This is a genomic window from Mesorhizobium sp. WSM4806 (assembly GCF_055811635.1).
Genome location: NZ_JBVVQZ010000016.1, coordinates 78,686 through 102,278, shown reverse-complemented (window position 1 = coordinate 102,278; position 23,593 = coordinate 78,686). Strand labels below are relative to the sequence as shown.

The following is a 23,593-nucleotide window of genomic DNA, read 5'->3' as shown; positions in this document are numbered from 1 at the left end:
CGCAAGGAGTAAAAAATGGCAAAGATCCCGGTTCAGTTCACGCTCAACGGTGCGGAGAAGGCCGAATTCATCGACAGCGGCACGACGCTGCTCAATGCGCTGCGCGACAAGATCGGCGACACCTCGCCAAAGGGCGGCTGCCATCAGGGCACATGTGGCGCCTGCTCGGTGATCATCGACGGCGAGTTGCGGCTGTCCTGCCTGACGCTGGCCGAAACCTGCAACGGCGCGGCGATCACCACGACGTCAGGGCTTTCGCAAGGCGGCGTGCTGCATCCCTTGCAGCGCGCCTTCCTCGACGCCTTCGCCACCCAATGCGGCTTCTGCACGCCGGGCATGCTCATGGCCGCCAAGGTGCTGCTCGATCACACGCCGGACCCCAGCCGCGACGAGGTGGTCCAGGCGCTGTCGGGCAATATCTGCCGCTGCACCGGCTACGAGCCGATCATCCAAGCGGTGCTGACCGCCGCGCGGTCCAATTCGCAGAACGCAGCTTGAGGGGAGTCGAAAACATGGAACTCCGCAAGAGCTACTTCGCCGACCAGCGCAAGGACGATCTGCACGAGATCGGCCAGCCACGGCCGCGCTCCGATTCGCCCGGTCATGTCACCGGCAAGACCGCCTATTTCGCCGACCGCAATTTTCCAGGCATGCTGCATCTGAAGATGGTGCGCAGCCCGCATCATCACGCCCGCATCCGCAGCATCGACACTTCAGAGGCGCAGATGCATCCGGGCGTGGTGAAAATCCTGACCGCCAAGGACGTGCCGCACAATGTCTACACCATCCTGATCCTGATCCAGATCGGCCCGGAGGACGAGACGGTGCTGGCCGACGGCAAGGTGCGCTGGAAGGGAGAAGCCGTGGTGGCGGTGCTGGCCGAGACCGAGCGTGCCGCCCAGGAAGCGGCGGCCAAGGTCAAGGTCGACTACGAGGTGCTGCCGGCCGTTTTCGACATGGAAGAAGCGCTGAAGCCCGGCGCGCCTGTCGTCAACGAATATCACGGCCGGAATTATTACCTCTATGACAGCGGCGAATGCCGCAAGGTGCGCTTCGGCGATGTCGAGGCCGGTTTCGCCGGCGCCGATCACGTGCTCGAGCAAACCTATCAATCGTCGCCGATCGAGCACGCGCCGACCGAGACGACCGGCTGCATCGTCGCGCCGGAGGGCAACGACCGCTTCACCTGCTACACCAACACGCAGGCCATGTTCTTCACCCTCGACAACGCCTCGATCATCCTGCAAATGCCCGGCAACAGACTGCATTTCGTCGGCGGCACCGTCGGCGGCGGCTTTGGCGGCAAGGTCGACGTCATCGTCGAACCGATCGCCATCCTCGGCGCCAAGCTGACCGCGCGGCCGATCTCGTTCATCTACAGCCGCGAGGAGGAGATGCAGATTTCCTCGCCGCGCGCCGCCGAAAAAGTCGTCATCAAGGACGGCGTCATGAAGGACGGCCGTATCGTCGCCAGAAAAGTCACCGGGTACACCGATGCCGGCGCCTATTCGCGCCATTCGCCCTATGGCGCGCAGAAGGGCGCCGGCCACTATCCCGGCCCTTACACCATCCCGAATGTCTGGATCGACACCTACTGCGTCTACACCAACCGCACCCCCTCCTCCGCCATGCGCGGCTTCGGCGTCACCATCGGCGATTTCGCGCTTGAGGTGCAGATGGACAAGCTCGCCCGGCTGATCGGCATGGACCCGCTTGAATTCCGCTTCATCAATGCCTACCGCGACGGCGACATGAAGGCGCACCGCCAGCCGACCGAGGGCGCGGCGCTGATCGAGTGTATGCAGGAAGCCTCGCGCGCCGCCAACTGGCCGGTGGCGGAAAAATTCATGGCGATGTCGTCCTACGCGAAGGGAGCTTGAAATGGCGATCAGGCGCGGGCGCGGCGTCGCCGCGATCAACTATCCGACCGGCATGAACCTCGGCGGCGATCCAACCCAGGCGCTGGTCCATTCGACGCCGACCGGCAATTTCATGGTGACGCTGTCGAGCGTCGATCTCGGCCAGGGCATGAAGCAGATCATGGCGCAGATCTGTGCCGAGACGATCGGCGTGCCGACCGACCGCGTTGTTGTCGACACCGCCGACACCGACACCGGCCCGCACTGCATGGGCACCTTCGCCTCGCGCGGCACACATCGCGCCGGCAACGCCGTCATCCAGGCGGCCAGGGAAGCCCGCCAGGTCATGCTGGAAGTGGCGGCCGAAGAACTGGAAGTGAACGCCTCGGACCTCGAGACCGACGGCCAGGGCAACATCCTGGTCAAGGGTGCGCCGCAAAGATCGATCTCGATCTTCGATGTCGCGCTGTCGGCGCATTTCAAGCGCGGCCGCTCGATTTCCGGCCGCGGCATGTTTTTGATCCCGCGCTCCTATCCGGAAAAAGAAACCGGCGCGATGAAACCGTCGACCTGCTACGCGCATGCCTGCACGGTGGTCGAGGTCGAGGTCGACGACGAAACCGGCGAGGTCACCGTGCTGACGGTGAAGAACGTCTTTGAGATCGGCCGCGCGCTGAACCCGAAAATGGTCGAGCAGCAGCTCGTCGGCGGCTCGTGGATGGGCATCAGCCACGCGCTCTACGAGACGACGGAACCCTATTACCCCGACCGCGATCATGGCGGCACCGACTTCAACCAGTATCTGATGCCGGGACCAGGCGATCTTGCGCAAACCGAGATCATCGTGCTGGAGAGGCCCTCGGCCGACGGACCCTTTGGCGCCAAGGGGCCGGGCGAAATGTGCGCCAACCCGCAAATCCCGGCGGTCGCCAACGCGGTCTTCGACGCCGTCGGCGTGCGCATCGACACGCTGCCGATCACGCCGGAACGCATCCTGCGGGCGCTGAAGGCGCAAGCCTCGAACTGAGTGCTGGAAATGCCCAAAAGAAGCGCCCGGACTGGAAGCGCCGACACTGTCGTGATCTCGCCGGAGGCGGTGGCATCGCGCCTCGCCGCCTCGCGCTATCTGGCCGATGAAAGCCTGGCCACCGCCATTTTCCTGGCGATCCGGCTGGGCAAGCCGCTGCTGCTCGAAGGCGCGCCGGGCGTCGGCAAGACCGAAGCGGCAAAGGCGATAGCCGAACTGCTCGGGCGCGACCTGGTGCGGCTGCAATGCTACGAAGGCATCGACGCCGCACACGCGCTCTACGAATGGAACTACCAGCGCCAGTTGCTCGCCATCCGCCATGCCGGCGAGCATGAGGTCGACATCTATGATGACCGCTTTTTGATCGCGCGGCCGCTGCTGCAGGTGCTGAAGGCGCCGGAAAAGCGCGTGCTGCTGGTCGACGAGATCGACCGTTCCGACCATGAGTTCGAAGCGCTGCTGCTGGAATTCCTGTCCGACTTCCAGATCAGCATTCCCGAGCGCGGCACCATCCGCGCCAAAGCGCAGCCGATCGTCGTCCTGACCTCGAACCGCACCCGCGAACTGGCGGAGGCGCTGCGGCGGCGCTGCGTCTACCACTGGATCACCTATCCCGACGCCGAGCGCGAGGCCGAAATCATCATGCTGCGCGCCGGCGACGTCGCCAACGCCACGGCGCGCGCCGTGGCTACCGCCGTGCGCGACATCCGCGCCCGCCCGCTGGCCAAGCCGCCAGGCATCGCCGAAGCGGTCGAATGGGCGAACGCCGCGACGATCCTCGAAAAGGGCGGCAGCCCGTGGCCGGAAGCGTTCCGCCGCGCCATCGGCGTGCTGATCAAGGACGAGGAGGACCTGTCCTACATCGCCCCCGAGCTTGGCCGGATCGTCGAGGAGGCATTGGCGTGACACGCGACGTCAACGATCCCTTCTCCCCGTTCACGGCGGGGCGGCCGAATACGGATCGACCTCACCGCTGGCGGGACAGCGCCCGCGAAGGAATGATGCGGAAAGAAAGCTTCCCCCGCGCCGCAGCACCTCTCCTCGGTTTTGGCCGGCTGCTGCGCCGCTACGGCTTTCCGGTGGCGCCCGAGCAGGTGTCAGGCTTCATGCAGGCGGTGACGCTGCTCGGGCCCCGCTCCATGGCCGATATCCACGAGGCCGCCCTTGCCACGCTGGCGCCGCCGCCCGACCGCCGCGACGAATTCGAGGCGCATTTCCAAAGCTATTTCTACGGCAACACCGCGGCCGTGGTCGAAGGCGAGGCCGACGAGGAAACCCGCATCAAGGACGACGGCGGCGCCAGCGACGAAGAGAACGAGGTGGCGCGCCAGGAGGAAGGCGGCGCGCTATCGTCTGGCGCCGAACAGTTGAGCGCCCGCGACTTCCAGCGCGTCGGCGACGGGCTTGCCGCTTTCCGCCGCAAGCTCGCTAGCGCCCTGCCCGCCCGCCGCTCCTTCCGAACCGTGCGCACGCACGCACGCGGCAAGCTCGATCTGCGCCGCTCGCTGCGCGAAATCGTCAGTGCCGACGGCGATATTCCGTCGCCGCTGCTGCGCCGCCGGCAGACCGTGTCGCGCAAGCTTTTGCTGCTGATCGACGTGTCCGGCTCGATGAAGCTCTACACATCGGACTATCTCAAGCTGGCGCATGCGGCGGTGCAAGGCGCGGACCGGGCTGAAATTTTCACCTTCGGCACGCGGCTGACCCGCATCACCACGGCGCTGCGTATTCGCGACCGCGACCAAGCGCTCGCCCGCGTGGCAGCATTGGTCGACGACTGGGATGGCGGCACCCGCATGGGACCGACGCTGCTCGCCTTCCTGTCGGTGCCGCGGTTCTCCTCACTTGCGCGCGGGGCGGCGGTGGTCATCCTGTCGGATGCCCTGGAGCGCGGCGACCATGCCGAGCTTGAAATGGCGATGCGCCGGCTGAGCGCCCGCGCCTTCCGCCTGTCGCTGGCGACGCCGCTGGCCGGCGATCCGCGTTTCCGGCCGGCGACGGCAGCACTTCGCGCCATCCTGCCGGTGCTCGACGATCTGGTCGACGGTTCTTCGATCGCCGGTCTCACCGATTTCATCCTGTCGCTCGCCCGCCCCGCTCCGGCGGCGGCAGCAATCTGGAAAAGGGTTTCATGATGAAAAAGGCGATCGACGCGCATTTCCATATCTGGCGCCAGGAGGATCAGCCCTGGCTGCGCGGGCCGATGGTGCCGCGCATCTTCGGTCCCTACGAGCCGATCCGACGCGACTACCCGATCGAGGAATTCCTCGCCGACCAGCAAGGCTCTGATGTCGAGAAGGCGGTCTATGTCCAGACCAACTGGGCCAAGGAGGATTTCGAGAAAGAAGTCGCCTTCCTGCAGACGACGGCTGACGAAACCGGTTGGCCGCACGCCATCGTCGGCTATGCCGACATGACGGTGGACGATGTACGCCATCAGATCGACCGACTGATCAAGTACCCCCTGCTGCGCGGCGTGCGCATGCAATTGCACTGGCACGAAACGCCGGCCTTCCGCTTTGCCGCGTCCGCCGATCAGGTCGTCGACCCGAAGGTGCGGGCCAATGTGGCGCGGCTGAAGGACTATGGCCTGTCCTTCGACCTGCAGCTTTTCCCGGCCCAGATGAAGGACGGGCTGACGCTTGTCGGCGAAAATCCCGAGACCAACTTCATCCTCACCCATGCCGGCATGCTGACCGACATGTCGGAGGAAACCACGCAAGCCTGGAAGGCCGGCCTGCGCTCGCTTTCAGCAGCGCCAAACCTCTACGCCAAGCTGTCCGGCCTCGGCACCTTCGTCCACCGCAACGACCCGGCGCTGATCGCCAACATCGTCGACAACGCAATCGAAATCCTCGGCAGCGACCGTCTGATGTTCGGCTCCAACTTCCCGATCGAAAAGCTGTGGACCAGCCACGCCGAACTGATCAAGAAGCACCGGGAGGCGGTGGCCAAGCATGGTGCGGCGGCAGAGGCGGACATTTTTTGGAACACAGCGGAGAAGGTATATCGGCCGGTGTGACGCGCTGCCCCCCTTCCAAACACCATTGTGGGAGAAGGTCACGCCCGATGGCCCGAAATCTCGGCGCCGGCGGCCCGCGGCAGCGCCAGGAAGCGGAACGAGGCCACGAGCCCGATGGCGCCGATCGCCAGGAAGGCGAGGCGGAAGTCGACGAGGTCGGGCGCCGCCCCGGCCCTGGCGATCTGCGACAGGTTGAGCAGCGCCGCGGCGACCGCCACGCCGAACAGCATCGCCACCTGCTGCAGCATGCTGGACAGCGTCGCCGCCGAGCTGCGCTGCGCCGAAGCGATATCGGCGAAGGCCAGCGTGTTGAGCGCGGTGAACTGCATCGACCGCGTCAGTCCGGCAATCAGCATCAGCGCCACCACCAGCGCTTGCGGTGTCTGCGGCGATATCGCCGCGCAGGCCATGATCGACAGCGATGCGATCACGCCGTTGACGACCAGCACCGAACGGAAACCGAAGCGCTTCAGCGTCGGCGTCGTCACCGTCTTCATGCCGAGATTGCCGAGGAAATAAGCCAGGATCAGCATGCCGGCATCGACGGGTCTCAGGCCGAACCCGACCTGGAACAGCAGCGGCAGCAGGAACGGCGTGGCGTTGATGGAGACCCGGAAAATGGTGCCGGCCGACAGCGTCGATATGGCGAAAGTCTGCACCTTGAATGCCGCAAGGTCGAGCAGCGGATTTTTGGCGCGCGCCAGGTGCCGCACGGCCAGCCAGCCGATCAGGACGCCCGCGCCAAGCAGCGCCACGGTCGGCAAGGTGCCGTCTTGCGGATGGGCGATGCGTTCGAGGCCGTAGAGCATTGAGGCAAGCCCGACCGAGGTCACAAGGAAGCCCGGCCAGTCGAGCGGCCTGGTTTCGGAAGCGCGGTCGCCGGGAATGAAGCGGGCGACCAGCGCCAGGCCGGCCGCGCCGAGCGGAATGTTGATGAAGAAATTCCAGTGCCAGGACAGATAAGTGGTGATGAAGCCGCCAAGCACCGGCCCGATCACCGGCGCAAACAGCGCCGGCCATGTGATCAGCGCGGTGGCATTGAGAAGCTCGGACTTCGAGGCGTTGCGCAGCACCAGGATGCGGCCGACCGGTGTCATCAGCGCACTGCCCAGGCCCTGCACGGCACGCGCGGCGACGAACTGGGTCAGGTTCTGCGAGATGCCGCAGGCGATCGAGGCCAGCGTGAACAGGGCGATCGCCACAAGGAAGATGTTGCGCGCGCCGAAGCGGTCGGCGAGCCAGCCGGACAGCGGCACGAACACCGCCATGGTCAGCATGTAGACGGTGATGCCGATGCTCATCGCCACTGCCGGCACGCCGAAGGATTCTCCCATCTGCGGCAACGATGTCGAGATGATCGTCGAATCCAGAAGCTGCATGAAGAAGGCGACGGCGACGATCAATGCCACGCGCCGCGCCTGCCGCGCCGCCGTCGCGGTTTCGGGCAAGGCTTTGTTTTCAGGAATGGCGGTCATGCGCAGAACTGTACGAAAGGTTTTCCCGGCCACTGGGACCAGGCGATTGTCCGGCAAATCGATGACGCACCGGTTTGAACAGCATTTGCGCGGCGACGTCCAGACTTGGCCCAACAAACTTTCGTGTCGTATCGCGACCAGTCACGGCAGAGAAGGTATACCGGCCGGTGTAGCGAGCAGCGCCCTTTCCTTCTCCCCTTGTTGTGGGAGAAGGTCACAGCAGGTCCTGGCCGGCGCATCTCATCCGGCGTCGATCTTCTCCTTGAACTGACCGAGCTGATCCGGGTCCATATGCACCACATGCTTGTCTTCGGGATAGGCCAGGCTGTTGACGTCGGCGACATATTCGGAAAAAGCAGCGATGCGTTCCGCCTGCAGGCGGTCATATTCGGCGGCGAAATTGCGATAGACCTTGGAATGGCGCGGCATGTGGCCACGGTTCTGGCCAAGGATGTCGTCGGCGAACAGATATTGCGCGTCGCAGCCGGTGCCCGCCCCCATCGACAGCATGATCAGCGAGGTTCGCTCCGAAATCGCCTTGGCCACCTCGACCGGCACCACTTCGATCTCGGCGCCGATCGCGCCGGCCGCTTCGTATTGCTTGACTGCCTCGAAAATCTGCATGGCGCTGTCGGCGGTTTTGCCGACAGCCTTGAAGCCGCCGGTCCAGGTGGCGCGCGACGGAATCAGGCCGACATGGCCGATCACCGGGATATTGTCATCGGCCAGCCGTTTGACAGTGGCAAAGCCGGCGCTGCAATAAACCGCGTCGGCGCTCGCCTTGTAGAGCCGGAACGCCCAGCGGACGAAATCGTCGGCTGTGCCAATCTCGTAGAAATTGTCGCCCGGCATGGTGAACAGGCTGGGTGCGGCATCGCGGTATTGCGGATCGAGCACCAGTTCCGGCGGCACCGAGACAATGTCGACCCCGGCTCGTTCGGCGGCCTCGGCCTCGTCCATCGTCAGCACCCGCAGCATGGTCAATTGCCGCTTGCCCTTCATAGCGCGCAGGTCTGCCACCGTCGGTCTTTTCCGGCTCATTGATTTGGTCCCCTTTGCTACGTGAATGGAAGGCCGGTCAGGCGATCTGGATCATCACCTTGCCAGCTTCGACCTTCACCGGATAGGTCTGCAGATTGACGCAGACCGGCGCGCCCTTGGCCTGGCCGGTCTTGTAGTTGAAGCGGCCATTGTGCTTGGGGCATTCGATGATGTCGTCCATGACAAGCCCATCGGCCAGATGCGCCTTTTCATGTGTGCAAAAGCCGTCGGTGGCGAAGAATTCGTCATCCGGCGAACGGTAGATCGCGAAGCTGCGGCCGTCATGATCGAAGCGGATGACATCCTCTTCGTCGACATCGTCCACAGTGCACGCCTCGACCCAATCGGCCATCTCTATTTTCTCCCGAAATTCGCCTTGCTGTGCTGCACAGTGCTATTCAGCTGCTGCCGACATGTTCACTTCGTGGAACTCGCCACGATAGGGCCGTGCCGTCGGCGGCAGTTCGCGCTTGAGGAAATAGTCCTCATATTTGAGCTGCCTGAGCAGGACCGGCCAAACCTCGCGATAGGCATGCCACATCGACGGGTTCGGCTCCGGCAGATCGTGTCTGATCAATTCGTGCAGCCTGGGCAGCGCGTGATAGGGCACCATCGGGAACATGTGATGCTCGACGTGGTAATTCATGTTCCAGTAGATGAACCGGCTGATCGGGTTCATGTAGACGGTCCGGCTGTTGAGCCGGTGATCGACCACATTGTCGGCGAGACCGATGTGCTGCAGCAGGCCGGTCAGCACCATGTGCCAGGTGCCGTAGAGGCGCGGCCCGCCGATCAGCACCAGCGGTATCCACGACTGCATGAAAACCGCGAGCGCGATTGTGGCGACGTAGATGGCGATATGCCAGCGCGCGGCAGTGACGGCGTTGTGCTGTTCCATCTCGGGCACGTAGCTTTTCTCGTCCGGCGTCAGCTTGCCGAACGCCTGGCGTGCCAGTGCTGGGAGCGAATAGCGAAAGTCGAGGATACCGGTGAAGGCGAGTGCGGTGCGCAGCAGGTCCGGCGGGCGCATCACGGCGATCTCGGCATCGCGTCCGACGATGATGGTGTCGGTGTGATGCCTGGCATGGCTCCAGCGCCAGGTCACCGGGTTGCGCATCAGCATGAAGCTGGCAATCTGGTAGACGACATCATTCATCCAGCGCGTGCGGAAAGCCGTGCCGTGGCCGCATTCGTGCCAGCGCGAGTCGCTGGCCGAGGCATAGAGCACGCCATAGACGAAGAAGAACGGCACGCACCACCAGGTGCCCCAAAAGTAAACGCCGCCGGCGGCGGAGACCAGGATGGCGCCCAGCCAGATGGCCGTGTCGCGGATTGCCGGACTGTCGGAACGTTGCATCAGTTCCTTCATCGTCTTGCGCGGCACATCGGTATGGTACCACTCCGCCGAGGCTAGCCCGGTCTCGATCGCAATCCGCGTGCTTTCGCCGACCAGGCTGTAATCGCGCTTCACCTTGCCAGCCATTGTGACCTCCAATTTCCGAACGGCCGCGAGCCCTCTCCACTCCGGCCGAGGCCAGCCTTCCAACTGGTGTTTCGCATCGCCTTCGCCATTGTCACGACCTGCCTCCGAGAACAGGAAAATGACCCGATGGCCGCGGATAATCCTCCCGCGGCTGCCTGGCAATCGCTGCGATCCGGCTCTCGGCGGCGGCGATCTCGCCGGCGCCGTCGAGAACCCGGAACACCGCATTGTAGGAGCGGCTTTCGCCGTGCTCCAGCCAGATCATCTCGCCGCGCTCGCGCGCTGCCAGATTGCCCAGCACATGATGCGTCGACGGCTCGATGCCGAGCGCATAATGCCCAGCCTGGAAATTCTGCCACTCATAGGCGCAAGGCATCTGGTGCTTGCGGGTGACGACTTCGAGACCGAGGCCGAGACGGTCGTTGACCACCGCCACCGGCACGCCGCCGTTGGCGTCGGCGCCGAGTTCGTGCTGCCAGACCTGTTCCGTGAAGCCCAGTTGCGGTGCCGGCGCCGTGCGGTAGCCGACCTTCTGCGCTTCATAGCGCTCGCCGGCATGGCCCGCCCAGACGACGTCGCGGATCGGCGCCAGGTAGCGCGAGCCCTCGTCGAGCACCGGATGGCTGACATTGATGTGATAAAAGTACATATGCGGCGTGCGGCTAAAACCGTGATTGACGACGCGGTCCGAAAGCCGGATCTCGTTGCCGCCGACATCGGCCTCGATCCGCCGCAGCAGATGCAGATCCTCGCCGAACACCGTCGACTGCTGAACGATGCCTTCGGCCCACAGCACGCAGCGGTCGCCGTCCCATGTCTCGCCATAGCCGGTCAATCGCGCCGGGATGGTGCTGACGCGGCCATGCAGCGAATGGCGCACCGTCTTCTTCGGCGGATAATTATAGCTGTCGGCGGGTACCTCGTTCATGAACAATATGTGGTCAAGGCCGCAGGTCAGCAGCAGGCCGGAAAACGACCGCGCCCAGGCCAGCCCCTCCTCGCCTTCATATTCGTGCAGGCCGGGATGGCGAAAGCCGCTCGGCGAATGCCAGCCGATCGCCTGGCCCCTAAAATCGCAATCGGCGATGTCGAGCGCCCGGTCGACCAGCGCGGTGAAGCGCAGGCCGGAGCCGGTGCGGAATTCGAGCATGCGGATGCCGCGCTCCACCCCGTCGCCAAGCGTCATCAGCCGCACGCCGGCGAACTGCGACAGCATGCCGGACCGTTCCGAGACCTGCCGGCGCGAAAGCGTCTTGCCGTAAAGCTCTACCATGTGACGGCTAGTTCCTTCACTTCGCTCTCGTCTCCTTGAGCAGGGCCGACATGTCGGCGCCGGTGATGATGCTCTCCACCGTCAGCAGATCGGTATCGGCGACTGTCTGCTCGGCGACGATCTCGCCATGGCGCATGACGATGATGCGGTCGGCGACCTGGAAGACATGATGGATATTGTGGGTGATCAAAAGCACCGAATGGCCGGCGGCGCGCATCTCCTTGACGAAATGCAGCACACCGTGCGTTTCCTCGACGCCGAGATTGTTGGTCGGCTCGTCGAGGATGATGACCTTGGCGGCGAACTGCATGGCCCGCGAAATGGCGATCGACTGGCGCTCACCGCCCGACAATGTGCTGACCAGCGCATCGGCGTCGAGTTTTTTCGAGATGCCGACGCGCTTCAAAAGTGCCGCGGCGGCATCACGCAATTTGGCGAGGTCGAGCGGCGCGAACACGCCCAGACATTTCAGATTGACCGGCTCGCGACCGAGAAAGAGGTTGCGCGCGATGCTCAGGTCCGGCGCCAGCGAGGTATCCTGGTGGATCGTCTCGATGCCGAGATCCATGGCGTCGCGCGTCGAGCGGATCGAGACTTTTTGGCCGCGCACATAGATGTCGCCGCGGTCGACGGGAAAGACGCCGGAGATCGCCTTGATCAGCGTCGATTTGCCGGCGCCATTGTCGCCGAGCAAGGCCACCACTTCGCCCTCGTTGAGGGTGAAGGAGGCGCTCTTCAGCGCGCGAACGCTGCCGAAGGATTTTTGCAGATTGTGCAGCCGAAGCACTTCCATGGTCAGTTCCTGGCGGCGTTCTTCTGCAGCAAAGCGTGCAGGATGAGCATGGCAAGGATGATGACGCCGACGAAGATATTGTAGGCGAGGCCGGGCACGCCGATCAGCACGATGCCGTTGCGGATGCTGCGCAGCATCAGCGCGCCGACGATGGTGCCCAGGATGGTGCCGCGCCCGCCGGTCAGCGCCGTGCCGCCGACCACCACCATGGCGATCACTTCGAGCTCGTATCCGGTACCGGCTACCGGCGAGGCGGCCGAGATGCGGAACGCACTGATCATGCCGGCCAGACCCGCCAGCACTGAGGTCAGGATGAACAGCCAGACCTTGACCGCATCGGCCGGCACGCCGCGCGCCACCGCAGCGTTGCGGTTCGAACCGATGGCGCTGATCCAGTTGCCGAGCTTGGCGTAGTGCAGCACGTAGATCGCCAGCAGCGACAGGCCGATGAACCACCACAGCGATGTATAGAAACGGAACGTTCCGATATTGAAGCTGCCGGCCAGCAGTGTCACGAAAAAGCCAGGCTGGTCCCAGGACTCCAGCGGAAAGCCTTGCGTGATGTAGAGCGCCGCCCCTCGCACGACGAGCAGCATCGACAGCGTCACCAGGAAGGAGGAGATACCGATCTTGGTGACGATCAGCCCGTTGATGGCGCCGATCGCCACGCACAGCAATAGCCCGGCAAGCAGCGCGATGCCGATATCGAACCCGCCGTTCTGCACCAAAAGCATGACGACGACCGGCGCCAGGCCGAACACGGCGCCGACCGAAAGGTCGAACTCGCCCGCCGTCAGAAGCAGCGTCATGCCGAGCGCGATGATGCCGAGTTCGGGCAGGAACGCCATCATGTTGGAGATGTTGAGCGGCGACAGGAAGTTCCCGTCGGCGATCGCGAACACCGCCAGCAGGACAATCAGGATGACGAGCGAAGAGAATTGCGGCGAGCGGATCAGGCTCGACCTGCGTTTGGAGCGCGGCATTTCCTGTTCTGCGGCGATAGTCATGACTGCTTGGACCATATCTCAGGGCGGCGCCCGCCGCCTGCGCAGCGGGCGTCAGTTTCAATCACTTGTCGTAGAGTTTCAGGATCGGTTCGACGCTCGATGCGTCGTAGAGGCTGAAAGTGTGGATATCGTAGCCGATCGGTTCGCCCGCGGCGGCAAGCCCGAGCAGCGCCACCGGCATGAAGCCCTGCGCCGACGGAAACTGCCAGGCGGCCGCGTTGACGAAGCCGGCCTTGACGGCTTCGGCGGTCTCCCGGGAATTGCCCCAACCTACGACCGGGATCGTGCCGGCCGGCACGCCGGCGCCGTCAAACACCCGCTTGATGCTGGCCGCCACGGAATCGCCGAGCGCGATGATCGCCGGCGGATTGTTGGCGACCATGTAGTCGGTCATCTTGGCGATGATGCCGGCCGGATCGGTGCCGCAATCGACCACGTCGTATTTGATGCCGAGCGGATCGAAGACGCTGGCGATGCCTTCGGTCTCGAGCTGCTGATAGCTGGCGCCCGGCACTTCCACCGGCAGGAACACCTTGTCGCCTTGCTTCACCATCTTGTGGTCGACCAGATATTTCGCCCAGATGACGCCGGCTTGCCTGAGGTCGGCGCCGACATAGGCCTGCCGGCCGGTCGCTGGATCGTCGGTGTTGAAGAACACGATCGGGACGCCAGCCGCCTTGGCTGCCTTGACCTCCTCGTTCCATAGGCCGGGCTGCGCCGAGGTGGTGGCGATGCCGTCCGGCTTGGCGGCAAGTGCGGAGTTGAAGGCCTCCTTCTGCGCCGCCATGTCGCCGCCGCTGAACGAGATCTTGCAGGTCACCTTGAGCTGGTCGCAGGCCTTGGTCGCGCCTGCATTCCAGTCGATCCAGAAGGCGTCCGACGGGCCGCCATGCGACAGCAGGTAGAACGTCTTCTGAGCATCCTGCGCCAGCGCCGGTGCAGCCAGTGCAACACCGGCGAACACGATCGCCGCAGCCGCGATTTTCGATACGAATCTCAACATTCTCTTCCTCCCTTTTTTGTGGCCGTCACAGTCCGTTGGCGCGGAATTTCTCGTCGAGGAATTTCTTGGCGCGCGGCACGTCGTCCTCCGAAAGGTGCTCGATGATGACCGGGATGTTCGGGTGCTTTTCGGCCAAACGCTTGAGATAGAGGTCGTAGTTCAGCGAACCGAGGCCGGGCGCCGGCAGCTCGATCTCGCCGACACCGCGAAAAGTGTGGCTTTCCAGCGCGTCCTCGTCGCCGATATCGGCGTGCTTCTCCGACTTGTCGCCGCCCGAGCGCTTGACGTCCTTGGCGTGGGCTATTTTGATCTTGTCGGTCAGGGTGTCGAATACCTGGTTCAGGATCTGGTCCATCCTGTCGATGTTATGGGTCTCGAAATAGTTGGTCGGATCCATCAACAGGCCGAGGCCGGGATGGTCGACCTGCGCGAACATCTTCACCGTCTCCTCGACCGAGCCGACGACATTGTTGACATAGGTTTCGAGCAGGAACACCGCGCCGTGGTCGTAGGCGGTCTGGGCAAGGTCGGCGATGACCTTGCGGCATTCCTCAAAACCTTCCTCGGTCTTGTTCTTGGGATGGTGCACCCAGTCGGATTCGGTGTTGTAGGTGCCGGTTTCCGAGATCACGTAAGGCGTGCCGAATTCGCGCGCATTGCGGATGATCTCCTTGAGATAGCCGACGCGCCTCTCGCGCTCGCCCATGTCCGGATGAATGATGTTGGTGTAGCCCGACACGCAGCACACCGGCAGGTTATGGTCGCGAAACGTGTCGCGAACTGTCCTGGCCTTTTCCTTGGTGATCTGCCCGACCGACAGGTCGATATCCCTGAAATGCAGGTCGAGCTGCACCGTGTTGAAATCGAGCGCGCGGATCTTCTGCGCGGTTTCCTTAAGGCCGTACGGGAAATAGCCCGTGAAGATACCTGCCTGCATCATGATATGAAATCCTCCCTGTAAGCGATTCAGTTGATTGGGTTTATCGAGATTTCGGACAGCTTGACCGTGCGGCGCTCGTCGATCGAGCGATAGCCGGCTTCGATCAGCGCCATGGTCTTGGTGTTGTCGGCGACGGAAAGTGCCGGCGGCTCACCCGTCTTGACCGCATGCTGGAGTTGCTCCATCACGCCGATGAAGGCATGCGGGAACCACATCGTCTCCCAGCTGGGTGTCACCCATTCGCCGCCGGTGGTCTCGGTCGAGGCATAGGTCAGCGTTGAGGGCGAACCCGTCGGCCAGCCGATCGTGCCCTTGGCGACGCCCTTGGTGCCGTCGACGCGCCAGTTGATGTGCTGGTCGTCCCTGTAGCCGTCCTGGCGCGGGCCGGACCAGACATCCTCCAGCGATACGGCGAGCACGCCGGACGGAAATCGCATCGTCGAGACGGTGATGCCGTCGGAATGGTCGAAACGCGTGCGCGGATCCTTGCGGGTCAGCGTGGTGATCTCGTCGGGATCGCCGAACAGGAAACGCAGCACGTCGAGATGATGGACGCTCATGTTGGCGAGCGTCAGCCGGTCATAGTCCTCGAGAAATGTCTGCCAGTGCGGGATCGCATGCATGTCGATCTGCGCGAAGACGATATCGCCGAGCGCGCCGCTGTCGATGATCTGCTTCAGCACCCGCATCGACTGGTCGTAGCGCATGTTCTGGTTGACCGAGAGGATCTTGCCGGCCCTGGCCGCCTCGTCACGCAGTTTGACCGCTTCATTGAGCGACAGCGCCAGCGGCTTTTGCGCCAGGATCGCCTTGATATGCTGCTGCTTCAGCGCATGGCGGATCAGTGCCGGCTGCTGGTCCGGCGGAAACGCAAGGTCGATGATCTCGACATTTTTGTCCTCGATCAATTGTTCCGGCGTGTCGTGGACGGTCGGTATCTCCCAGCGCCTGGCGACCTTCTCGGCGCTGGCCTTGGTCCTGGAGGCGATTGACACCACGGGAAAACCAGCTTCCTGGTAGGCCGCAAGGTGACATTCGGCCATGATCATGCCGGCGCCGACGCAGCCGATCCTGTATTCCCTGGTGCGGACTTTAACGTCCGGCTCGAAGTCCTTGCCCGCTATTCCTTCGCCAGCCATCTGATCCTCCCGAAGCTCGTTTCTTAGAACCGCTGTCATCGCGCCAGCGCTGCCCCGCTTTGCCCAAAATAATGCACCCTGCCCGGCTCGCAGGATATCGCCACCATCGCGTCCGGCCTGATATCGGGCTGGCCGCGCAGCAGTGCCCGCAGACGCGCCTGCCCGGCGGCGAGTGTCACCACGGTGTAGCCGCCGAGCGGCTCGACCTCGAACACTCGCGCCGGGCGGCCCGCGCGCCCAACCGACATTCCATCATCCGATATTTCCCCATCCTGCCAGGGCCGGACCTTGATGTCTTCCGGCCTGAGCCCAATCTCGACGGCATCGGCCGGCGCGGCCTTGTCCGCGATGCGGATCGTGCCTTCGGCCGCCTCCATGCCTTCCGCGCCGCGCACCGACTTCAAGATGTTCATCATCGGCGAACCGAGCAGCCGCGCGACATAGGTGCTGGCCGGCCGATCATAGATCTCGGCCGGCGCGCCGGTCTGCCTGATCCTGCCGTTTTCCAGAATGGCGATGCGGTCGGCGACAGACATCGCCTCTTCTTGGTCGTGCGTGACATAAATCAGCGTCTTGCCGAGCTCGCGCTGGATGCGCTTCAGCTCGACGCGAGTCTCCTCGCGAAGCCTGGCGTCGAGCGCCGAGATCGGATCGTCCATCAGATAGGCATTGGGGTCGCGCACCAGCGCCCGAGCGATCGCCACGCGCTGCCGCTCGCCGCCCGAAAGCTGCGCCGGCGGCTTATGCAGGATGTGGCCGATATGCAGCTTGGCCGCGACGTCTGCGACACGCTTTTCGATTTCGGCCTCGGCGAGCCGGCGTTCGACCAGGGGAAAGCGGACATTGTCGCGCGCGCTCATATGCGGAAACAGCGCCAGGTTCTGGAACACCATGGCGACATTGCGTTCGGCCGGCGACACCGTGTTGACCAGCCTGCCGCCGATCAGGATTTCGCCGGCGTCCGGCGTCTCCAGCCCGAGCACCAGACGCAGCACCGTCGACTTGCCCGATAGCGGCGGGCCGAAGAAGCAGAAGAACTCATTGTCGTTGACAGTGAACGAGGCGTCGTCGACGGCGAGCGTGTCGCCATAGCGTTTCGTCACATTGCGGAAGACGATATCGGCCATGGTCTCAGCCCGCCTTCATGGCAAGGCCGGTGGCGGCGTCGAACACACGCACGGACGCCTGGGCCGGCGCGACAACCGCTGTCTGCCCGATCGCCAGCCCGACGTCATTGTCGAACACCGCCTTCACCGTGCTCTCGCCCTGGCCGAAATGGACGATGGTGCGCGCGCCGATGCGCTCGACGAACGTTACCGGCATCGACAGGCCGCGGTCTGAGAGAATCACCTGCTCAGGCCGAAAGCCGTAGAGCACATCTTCGCGCGCGGCCCTCACCGCCGGGGCGAGATTGTCCGGCAGCGGCGGCGTGACACCGATCGGCCCGAGATCGATGACCAGGCCACGGTCGCTTTCCGCCGGCCTGCCCTCGAGCAGGTTCATGCCCGGCGCACCGATGAAGCGGGCGACAAAGACATTGGCCGGATCGTTGTAGACCTCGAGCGGCGTGCCGACCTGCTGCAGCACGCCATGGTCCATCACCGCGATGCGATCAGCCATGGTCATCGCTTCGAGCTGGTCGTGGGTGACATAGACCATGGTCTGCCGGAACTGACGCTGCAGCTGTTTCAATTCGGTCCGCATGACAGCCCGGAAGGCGGCGTCGACATTGGACAGCGGCTCGTCCAGCAGGAAAATCGCCGGCTCCATGATCGCCGAACGGCCGATCGCCACGCGCTGCAATATGTTGACCGACAGCCTGTCGGCCTTGCGGTCGAGCAGCGGAGTCAGTTGCAGCATCTCGGCGATCGCGCCCACGCGGCGGTCGATCTCTGCCCTCGGCGCGCCGCGCATTTTTGGGCCGTAGGCGAGGTTCTGCCGCACGCTCATATGGGTGAAGATCGCATAGTTCTGGAAGACGAAGCCGACGCCGCGCCGCCCCATCGGCACGCCGGCCATGTCGCGCTCGCCGAACACGATCTTGCCGCTGGTCGGCTCTTCCATGCCGGCGATCATGTTCATCGTCGTCGACTTGCCGCAGCCCGACGGCCCAAGCAGCGCCATGAACTCGCCGTCGGCGATGGCAAGATCCATCGTCTTCAAGGCGGTAAAGTCGCCGAACTTCTTGACCAGGTTCTGCAGATGGATCGCGCTCATGCCGGCACCTCCCGCGCCCGGGCCATGCGCTTCATGGCAAACACCGCGGCGATGGACAGCACGATCAGGATGGCCAGCGCGATCGCCGCGACATAGCCCCAGATCAGGTCCTGGGTGGTGAGCTTGTAGATGTAGACGGAAATGGTCTCGGTGGCGACGCCGGGACCGCCGCCCGTCATGATGTAGAGCGTGTCGAAGATCTTGAAGTTCTCGATGACCCTGATTGCCAGTGCGATGATGATGATCGTCTTCATCTTCGGCAGCACGATGGTGACGAAGCGCTGCCAGGGATTGGCGCCAAGCAGCGTCGCCGCTTTGATCTGGTCCTCGGGCACGCCGACCAGGCCGGCAAGCAGGATGAGGAACATCAGCGGCGTCCATTGCCAGATGTCGGCGAGCATGACGGCGATGAGCGCCAGCGTCGGGTCCGACAGCCAGGCGATGGTGACGGGAAAGCCTGATAGCGCCGATAGGATGTCGTTGACCGGTCCGCCTGACTGGAACAGCATGAAGAACATGTAGCCGGCCACCGCCGGCACCACCATCATCGGCATCAGCAGGATCGAATAGAAGATCCGCTTGCCCGGGAACTCGTCGGCAAACAGCGTGGCGAGTGCCAAGCCGAGCAGGAATTCCGCCGGCACGCAGACGATCATGACGATGGCCGTTCTCTTGAGCGCGCTCCAGAAGCGCGCGTCGGCGGCAAGGTCGGTGTAGTTGGCGAAGTTGTTCCACAGCGACCAGGCGCTCCACCAGCCGAGGCCGGACAGCGGCGACCAGTCGGTCAGGCTGATATAGAGCTGCATCAACAGCGGAAACACCGCGATGAACAGCACCAGGATCTGCGCCGGCAGTGTCAGCCGGAAACCGAGCTTTACCCCTTCGTCCCGAAGGGTCGGCTTTGCCTGGACGGTTTTCATCACGTCCTCCGGAATCGTGGCAGTGACCGCGCTCATTGCTTGAGCGCCCCGAAGGTCAGCCCGCGCACCAGATGGCGCTGGATCGCGATGCCCATGATGACAGGCGGCACCGCCGCGATCAGGCCGAGTGCCGCCTTGGCACCGTAGAGCTGGCCGGTCATCGAAGACGACAGCGAGGCCATGTAGACCGGCACCGTCACCCATTCGCGTGTCGTCAAAAGCAACGCGATCAGATAGTCCGACCAGTTGAGGATGAAGACGAACAGCGCGGCACTGGCCAGCGGCGCGCGCATCATCGGCAGCGTGATGCGGGTGAAGACGCGCAATCGCGAGCAGCCCTCGACCAGCGCCGCTTCCTCGATCTCGCGCGGCATGTCGTCGAAGAACGTCTTCATCAGCCAGAACGCAAAGGGCAGCGTGACGATGCCGTAGATCAGCGACAGCCCCCACCAGCTGTCGGTAAAGTTGAGAAAGGCCCACATGATCATCACCGGGGTCATCACCGCCATCGGCGGAAACAGGCGGAGCTGGATCAGCGCCAGCGGCAGGTTCTGGCCCGAGCCGAAGCGCGACAGCCCGTAGGCCGCCGCGGTGCCCGCCGACATGGCGATCGCCGTTCCGAACACTGCCGACAGCAGCGATGACAGGATCGGTTTTAGGGCGGTACGGTCGAGCGCGACGATCAGGTTGTTGGTCGATTCACCGAAGACGAAGCGGAAATTGCTGAGCGTCGGGTTCTTCGGCCACCAGGTTAGGTCGGCGCCGGTCGCCGACCATTCGGCGATCGGCTTGAAGGCCATCGAGACCATCCACAGGATCGGCACCAGCGTCACCGCCATAGCAGCAAGGATCGCTGCATAGCGGAATATTTCGAAAGGAACGGAACGCTTCATTTTGCAGCTTTGCTGGTACCATCGTTTGCGGAGGGGAAGAGCAAACTCCTCCCCTCCATTCGTATGCTGGGAGGAGGATCAGCTGATCGGATCGAGAACGGTGGGCCAGGCCTCCTTGTTGGTCTTGATGGCTTCGAGAAGCTTCTCCTCGCCGGTGCGGCGGGCGATCTTCTTCCATTCGGCCTCGGTGTCGACCATCGCCTGCTCGGCGGTCTTGGCCTTGGTCAGCGCGGCAACGAGGTTCTCGTCCAGCGCATTGTGGAAGGCGGTGGCGCCGGGATAGTTGATGGTCGGCACGGTGCGGGCGACCGTCTCGCGCACCACATCCATGTGGTAGGCGTGATAGGTCTGGCGGACCAGCGGGTCGGAGAAATCCGACAACCGGAACGGATCGAAATAGCCGCCCGGATTGGCGGTCATCCAGGCATAGATGCGGCTCGAACCGAGCCACTGCAGGAACAGGTAGCAGGCCTCCGGATTCTTGGCCTGCGACGAGACCGAGGCCGACAGATTGAGCCACAGCACCGAGCGGCTGATCAGCTTGCCGTCGATCTCGCGGCCTGGCGGCAGCATCGAGCCGATCTTGCCGGTGACAGCTGAATCCTTGTTGCCGGCATTGTCGAGGAATTTTGGCAGGTTGGAGAAGGCGCAGGTCATGGCGCCGCCGCCCTTGGCGAAATTGCCATACTGCTCAGGCCAGCCCCAAGAGATCGCATCCGGCGAATGATGGACAAGCGAGGCGATGTACTCGTTGGTAGCAGCAATGCCTTGCTGCGAATTGATCAGCGGCTTGCCGGTATCGTCGAACAGGAACTGATTGGGCGAAGCCATTGAAACATAACGCTGATACCAGTTGGTGTAGCCCCAGCCCTGGTTGCGCAGATCGGTCGAACCGAACAGACCCTTGTCCGGCCGATGGAAGAAGGCGGCGATCTCGTCATGCTGCTTCCAGGTCTTCGGCGGCGCCAGTTCATAGCCATGCTTGTCGGAGAAGGCTTTCTTCTCGGCCGCGTCGCCGAACAGATCGGTGCGATAGACCCAAGTCTGGAAATCGCCGTCCAGCGACACGCCATAGGTCGAGCCGCGATACTGGTTGAGCAGCGAGACGCCCTTGGCGCCGTCGACATAGCCGCGCTCGGGGTCGTCCCATTCCGGCTTGTACTGGGCGACGAAGTCGTCGAGCTTCAGGATCCCGCCGGTTTCGGCGAGATCGCCGAGACGGTTCCATTCCACCGCGTAGATGTCATAGGCCCCACCCTTGGTGGAGATGTCCTGCATCGTCTTGGTGAATTCCTGGCCGTTCGGCACGCCGACGATCTCGAGCGGAATGCCGGTTTCTTTCTCCCACAGATCCTTGATCGAGGGCGCGCCGGCGGGAAATGGCTGCGTCAGCTGGCCGATCGAGCCGTCGGACAGGCCAAGCACGATCTTGGCCGGCGCCTTGCCGGCCCCCTTCATCGCTTTGGCCGCCTCGATGGCGCGGCCTTCCGGCGTGTCGGGACCATACTGATAGCGCTCCGAGCCGTCGAAGCCGGTCGGGCCGCCGATCATGCCCGGCGCCAGCGGATCGGCCGCATAGGCGCGGCTGGGGCGGATGAATTTCGGTGCGATACCTGCGGCGGCAACAAGCACGGCCGCCTTTCCACCGGACGCCAGCAGACGGCGCCGCGACATGCGGATCATATCAGACATTGGAAGTCCTCCCTCGAGGGCCTTGTTCCTCCACGGCCCTCATGATGGATATTGACGGCAGTATGGGAAGGCTGTCAACATCATAAATAATCAAAATACATCATAACATGGCAATTGAGGGGAGAGGATGCAGTCCAGCGAGGTCAGCCAACGGCACCTAGTGCTTGAATTTGAGGGACCGAGCGCCGCGCCGATCCTTTTCGGCCCGGCTCGACGATTTGGTGTAGCGCGCCGGCTTGCGCATCGGCTCAGGCCGGATACATCATTTCCCATCAGAATCGCGGATGGCATGAAGCCGTCGTCCGGCATTCGAACCATTGAGCGCGCGATTTTGATGCGCGTAGCGCGCAAGCAGTGAGGTGATCGACTGTGCGGTCCACCCTGACAGACATAGCCCGGGAAGCCGGCGTTTCAGCCGCGACGGTCGATCGTGTGCTCAACAACCGCGCCGGGGTCAGGGCGCGCACCCGCGAGGTCGTGCTGGAAACGGCGCAGCGGCTGGGCTACATCGCTGAGAATTCGAACAGCCCGACCACGCGCCACGCGCTGTCCGGTGATGTGATACGGCTCGACTTCGCCCTGCCCGCCGGCACCAATTCCTTCATCAAGATGCTGCACCGGCACATCGAGGCGCAGGCGCAATCGCGGCCAGACCTCGATGTTCGCGTCGCCACGATCGAAGGCTTCAATCCCGACCGGCTTGCCCGCCTGCTGCAGGAATTGCGCGGCCAGACGCAGGGCGTCGGCGTCATCGCGCTCGATCACCCGACGGTCCGCGAGGCGATCCGTTCGCTGTCGGCCAGCGGCGTCAAGGTCGTCACGATAGCGTCCGACATCCTGCACGTGCCGAGGGTCGCCTATATCGGCATCGACAACCGCGCCGCCGGCCGGCTCGCCGGCTATCTGCTCAACCGCTTCATGGGCGCCGGTCGTCCGGGCAAGGTCGCGCTGTTCGCCGGCTCGCTCTCCTATCGCGGCCATGAGGAACGCGAGATGGGGTTCCGCCACATATTGACGGAAGAATCGCCCAATCTGCAGATCGTCGAGATGCGCGAGATGCTCGACGACCGGGAAAAGGCCTATGCGGAGGCCTCCGCCCTGCTGGACCGGCATCCGGACCTGGCCGCGATCTACAATGTCGGCGCCGGCAACACCGGCATCGCCCGCGCGCTCAAGGAGCGAGGGCGGGCGCTGTCGACCGTGTTTCTCGGCCATGAAGTGACCGAAGGCACCAAGGAGCTTTTGCTCGACGGCACGCTCGATGCAGTGATCGACCAGAACCCGCGCGTCGAGGCCCGCGAAGCGCTCAACACCTTGACCCACGCGATCAGGGGCCTGCCCTACGAGTTGCACCAGCCGAGGCTGCAGGTGATCTTCAGGGAAAGCATCCCGGAGATCTGAACGGAAGGGTCCCGGGATTACCCGGGAAAGAGAGGCAGCGCCAGCAGGTGCAGGCTGTGGCGCTGCGGCGATCAAGGTAATCTTGAGCTCAATGCGTGCGGACTGTTGTCTTCGGGACGACGACGACCGGGATCGCCTCCGCATGGCCGACCGGCTCGGCGTTCGGCTGGTTCGCGGCGGAAGCAGCTGCCGCCAGGATCGTTCGCGAACACTGGCGCGGCACGCTCGGGCTTGGCCGCGACGAGACGCTGGCGGCGTCCTACTGGCGACGTGGCACGGCAGGACTGATGGCCGGCTGAAAAAGACTGTTTTGATGGCGAATGCAACGCAGGCGATCCCCCTCTCCCCGTTCTTCACGGGGAGAGGGTAAGGGTGAGGGGCAGCGCGAACGTTGAGTAGAAATTCCGA

At 63.8% G+C, this 23,593-nt stretch carries 23 protein-coding genes; 8 read left to right on the top strand and 15 right to left on the bottom strand.

From position 1 onward, the window contains the following. Nucleotides 1–15 precede the first annotated feature (15 nt). From AC0L2M_RS23430 to AC0L2M_RS23405, 6 genes are all read left to right on the top strand, one after another. A complete protein-coding gene (locus tag AC0L2M_RS23430) occupies nt 16–498 on the top strand; it encodes a (2Fe-2S)-binding protein (RefSeq protein ID WP_473536032.1) in 483 nt (160 codons plus the stop codon). Nucleotides 499–512: 14 nt separating this feature from the next. Beyond that, nucleotides 513–1,880 carry a xanthine dehydrogenase family protein molybdopterin-binding subunit gene (locus tag AC0L2M_RS23425; protein WP_473536031.1) on the top strand — a complete coding sequence of 456 codons (1,368 nt, stop codon included), beginning with the start codon at nt 513–515 and terminating at the stop codon, nt 1,878–1,880. A gap of 1 nt (nt 1,881) precedes the next feature. Beyond that, entirely contained in the window at nt 1,882–2,886 is a 1,005-nt protein-coding gene (locus AC0L2M_RS23420; protein ID WP_027154342.1) for a xanthine dehydrogenase family protein molybdopterin-binding subunit, read from the top strand. Between the two features lie 9 nt (nt 2,887–2,895). After that, nucleotides 2,896–3,792, top strand: a complete 897-nt coding sequence (locus AC0L2M_RS23415; protein ID WP_236376877.1) for an AAA family ATPase — start codon at nt 2,896–2,898, stop codon at nt 3,790–3,792. A 92-nt stretch (nt 3,793–3,884) separates the two neighbouring features. Further along, nucleotides 3,885–5,021 carry a vWA domain-containing protein gene (locus AC0L2M_RS23410; RefSeq protein ID WP_128175147.1) on the top strand — a complete coding sequence of 379 codons (1,137 nt, stop codon included), beginning with the start codon at nt 3,885–3,887 and terminating at the stop codon, nt 5,019–5,021. Continuing rightward, a complete protein-coding gene (locus AC0L2M_RS23405; RefSeq protein WP_473536077.1) occupies nt 5,021–5,908 on the top strand; it encodes an amidohydrolase family protein in 888 nt (295 codons plus the stop codon). The genes AC0L2M_RS23410 and AC0L2M_RS23405 overlap by 1 nt, the downstream gene beginning before the upstream one ends. A 38-nt stretch (nt 5,909–5,946) precedes the next feature. Here AC0L2M_RS23405 and AC0L2M_RS23400 read toward each other — a convergent pair whose 3' ends face one another. From AC0L2M_RS23400 to AC0L2M_RS23330, 15 genes are all read right to left on the bottom strand, one after another. Then, nucleotides 5,947–7,383 carry a DHA2 family efflux MFS transporter permease subunit gene (locus tag AC0L2M_RS23400; RefSeq protein WP_473536029.1) on the bottom strand — a complete coding sequence of 479 codons (1,437 nt, stop codon included), beginning with the start codon at nt 7,381–7,383 and terminating at the stop codon, nt 5,947–5,949. A 240-nt stretch (nt 7,384–7,623) separates the two neighbouring features. Continuing rightward, a complete protein-coding gene (locus AC0L2M_RS23395; protein WP_128247707.1) occupies nt 7,624–8,424 on the bottom strand; it encodes a 3-methyl-2-oxobutanoate hydroxymethyltransferase in 801 nt (266 codons plus the stop codon). 37 nt (nt 8,425–8,461) lie between these two features. After that, nucleotides 8,462–8,776 carry a MocE family 2Fe-2S type ferredoxin gene (locus AC0L2M_RS23390; protein WP_128247706.1) on the bottom strand — a complete coding sequence of 105 codons (315 nt, stop codon included), beginning with the start codon at nt 8,774–8,776 and terminating at the stop codon, nt 8,462–8,464. 42 nt (nt 8,777–8,818) lie between these two features. After that, complete coding sequence (locus AC0L2M_RS23385) at nt 8,819–9,907, bottom strand: fatty acid desaturase family protein (protein WP_473536028.1); 1,089 nt, start codon at nt 9,905–9,907, stop codon at nt 8,819–8,821. Between the two features lie 91 nt (nt 9,908–9,998). Then, on the bottom strand, nt 9,999–11,180 hold the full coding sequence (locus AC0L2M_RS23380; RefSeq protein ID WP_473531246.1) for an aldose 1-epimerase family protein: 1,182 nt from the start codon (nt 11,178–11,180) through the stop codon (nt 9,999–10,001). Between the two features lie 16 nt (nt 11,181–11,196). Continuing rightward, on the bottom strand, nt 11,197–11,979 hold the full coding sequence (locus tag AC0L2M_RS23375) for an ATP-binding cassette domain-containing protein (protein WP_473536076.1): 783 nt from the start codon (nt 11,977–11,979) through the stop codon (nt 11,197–11,199). Beyond that, nucleotides 11,976–12,980 carry an ABC transporter permease gene (locus AC0L2M_RS23370; protein ID WP_473536026.1) on the bottom strand — a complete coding sequence of 335 codons (1,005 nt, stop codon included), beginning with the start codon at nt 12,978–12,980 and terminating at the stop codon, nt 11,976–11,978. The genes AC0L2M_RS23375 and AC0L2M_RS23370 overlap by 4 nt, the downstream gene beginning before the upstream one ends. A gap of 61 nt (nt 12,981–13,041) precedes the next feature. Then, nucleotides 13,042–13,983, bottom strand: a complete 942-nt coding sequence (locus tag AC0L2M_RS23365) for a sugar ABC transporter substrate-binding protein (protein ID WP_287290803.1) — start codon at nt 13,981–13,983, stop codon at nt 13,042–13,044. Nucleotides 13,984–14,008: 25 nt separating this feature from the next. Then, nucleotides 14,009–14,923, bottom strand: coding sequence for a sugar phosphate isomerase/epimerase family protein (locus tag AC0L2M_RS23360; protein WP_023798628.1), 915 nt, complete (start codon nt 14,921–14,923; stop codon nt 14,009–14,011). A gap of 26 nt (nt 14,924–14,949) precedes the next feature. Further along, complete coding sequence (locus tag AC0L2M_RS23355) at nt 14,950–16,062, bottom strand: Gfo/Idh/MocA family protein (RefSeq protein ID WP_287065544.1); 1,113 nt, start codon at nt 16,060–16,062, stop codon at nt 14,950–14,952. A gap of 35 nt (nt 16,063–16,097) precedes the next feature. After that, nucleotides 16,098–17,189 carry an ABC transporter ATP-binding protein gene (locus AC0L2M_RS23350; RefSeq protein ID WP_128170198.1) on the bottom strand — a complete coding sequence of 364 codons (1,092 nt, stop codon included), beginning with the start codon at nt 17,187–17,189 and terminating at the stop codon, nt 16,098–16,100. Nucleotides 17,190–17,193: 4 nt separating this feature from the next. Continuing rightward, nucleotides 17,194–18,279 (bottom strand): ABC transporter ATP-binding protein, encoded by a 1,086-nt coding sequence (locus tag AC0L2M_RS23345; protein WP_287259963.1) that lies wholly within the window; start codon nt 18,277–18,279, stop codon nt 17,194–17,196. Continuing rightward, nucleotides 18,276–19,235 carry a carbohydrate ABC transporter permease gene (locus AC0L2M_RS23340; RefSeq protein ID WP_123152065.1) on the bottom strand — a complete coding sequence of 320 codons (960 nt, stop codon included), beginning with the start codon at nt 19,233–19,235 and terminating at the stop codon, nt 18,276–18,278. The genes AC0L2M_RS23345 and AC0L2M_RS23340 overlap by 4 nt, the downstream gene beginning before the upstream one ends. Continuing rightward, nucleotides 19,232–20,092: a carbohydrate ABC transporter permease gene (locus tag AC0L2M_RS23335; RefSeq protein WP_123152066.1), complete on the bottom strand. Its 861-nt coding sequence runs from the start codon at nt 20,090–20,092 to the stop codon at nt 19,232–19,234. The genes AC0L2M_RS23340 and AC0L2M_RS23335 overlap by 4 nt, the downstream gene beginning before the upstream one ends. A 78-nt stretch (nt 20,093–20,170) precedes the next feature. Further along, the gene (locus AC0L2M_RS23330; RefSeq protein WP_473536025.1) at nt 20,171–21,784 is read right to left on the bottom strand and encodes an extracellular solute-binding protein; all 1,614 of its coding nucleotides are present in this window, start codon (nt 21,782–21,784) and stop codon (nt 20,171–20,173) included. A gap of 369 nt (nt 21,785–22,153) precedes the next feature. Between AC0L2M_RS23330 and AC0L2M_RS23325 the strand changes: the two genes are divergently transcribed. Both AC0L2M_RS23325 and AC0L2M_RS23320 read left to right on the top strand, forming a co-directional pair. Next, nucleotides 22,154–23,185 carry a LacI family DNA-binding transcriptional regulator gene (locus AC0L2M_RS23325; RefSeq protein WP_128170201.1) on the top strand — a complete coding sequence of 344 codons (1,032 nt, stop codon included), beginning with the start codon at nt 22,154–22,156 and terminating at the stop codon, nt 23,183–23,185. A 95-nt stretch (nt 23,186–23,280) separates the two neighbouring features. Further along, nucleotides 23,281–23,484 (top strand): SIP domain-containing protein, encoded by a 204-nt coding sequence (locus AC0L2M_RS23320; RefSeq protein WP_473536023.1) that lies wholly within the window; start codon nt 23,281–23,283, stop codon nt 23,482–23,484. Nucleotides 23,485–23,593 lie beyond the last annotated feature (109 nt).

Bases quoted from the DNA above. Each gene is read 5' to 3' on its own strand.
- AC0L2M_RS23360 (WP_023798628.1), bottom strand. From the start codon at position 14,923: ATGATGCAGGCAGGTATCTTCACGGGCTATTTCCCGTACGGCCTTAAG.
- AC0L2M_RS23410 (WP_128175147.1), top strand. From the start codon at position 3,885: ATGATGCGGAAAGAAAGCTTCCCCCGCGCCGCAGCACCTCTCCTCGGT.
- AC0L2M_RS23390 (WP_128247706.1), bottom strand. From the start codon at position 8,776: ATGGCCGATTGGGTCGAGGCGTGCACTGTGGACGATGTCGACGAAGAG.
- AC0L2M_RS23415 (WP_236376877.1), top strand. From the start codon at position 2,896: ATGCCCAAAAGAAGCGCCCGGACTGGAAGCGCCGACACTGTCGTGATC.
- AC0L2M_RS23425 (WP_473536031.1), top strand. From the start codon at position 513: ATGGAACTCCGCAAGAGCTACTTCGCCGACCAGCGCAAGGACGATCTG.
- AC0L2M_RS23340 (WP_123152065.1), bottom strand. From the start codon at position 19,235: ATGAGCGCGGTCACTGCCACGATTCCGGAGGACGTGATGAAAACCGTC.
- AC0L2M_RS23385 (WP_473536028.1), bottom strand. From the start codon at position 9,907: ATGGCTGGCAAGGTGAAGCGCGATTACAGCCTGGTCGGCGAAAGCACG.
- AC0L2M_RS23355 (WP_287065544.1), bottom strand. From the start codon at position 16,062: ATGGCTGGCGAAGGAATAGCGGGCAAGGACTTCGAGCCGGACGTTAAA.
- AC0L2M_RS23345 (WP_287259963.1), bottom strand. From the start codon at position 18,279: ATGAGCGCGATCCATCTGCAGAACCTGGTCAAGAAGTTCGGCGACTTT.
- AC0L2M_RS23370 (WP_473536026.1), bottom strand. From the start codon at position 12,980: ATGACTATCGCCGCAGAACAGGAAATGCCGCGCTCCAAACGCAGGTCG.
- AC0L2M_RS23350 (WP_128170198.1), bottom strand. From the start codon at position 17,189: ATGGCCGATATCGTCTTCCGCAATGTGACGAAACGCTATGGCGACACG.
- AC0L2M_RS23330 (WP_473536025.1), bottom strand. From the start codon at position 21,784: ATGTCTGATATGATCCGCATGTCGCGGCGCCGTCTGCTGGCGTCCGGT.
- AC0L2M_RS23365 (WP_287290803.1), bottom strand. From the start codon at position 13,983: ATGTTGAGATTCGTATCGAAAATCGCGGCTGCGGCGATCGTGTTCGCC.
- AC0L2M_RS23380 (WP_473531246.1), bottom strand. From the start codon at position 11,180: ATGGTAGAGCTTTACGGCAAGACGCTTTCGCGCCGGCAGGTCTCGGAA.
- AC0L2M_RS23430 (WP_473536032.1), top strand. From the start codon at position 16: ATGGCAAAGATCCCGGTTCAGTTCACGCTCAACGGTGCGGAGAAGGCC.
- AC0L2M_RS23335 (WP_123152066.1), bottom strand. From the start codon at position 20,092: ATGAAGCGTTCCGTTCCTTTCGAAATATTCCGCTATGCAGCGATCCTT.
- AC0L2M_RS23395 (WP_128247707.1), bottom strand. From the start codon at position 8,424: ATGAGCCGGAAAAGACCGACGGTGGCAGACCTGCGCGCTATGAAGGGC.
- AC0L2M_RS23400 (WP_473536029.1), bottom strand. From the start codon at position 7,383: ATGACCGCCATTCCTGAAAACAAAGCCTTGCCCGAAACCGCGACGGCG.
- AC0L2M_RS23405 (WP_473536077.1), top strand. From the start codon at position 5,021: ATGAAAAAGGCGATCGACGCGCATTTCCATATCTGGCGCCAGGAGGAT.
- AC0L2M_RS23420 (WP_027154342.1), top strand. From the start codon at position 1,882: ATGGCGATCAGGCGCGGGCGCGGCGTCGCCGCGATCAACTATCCGACC.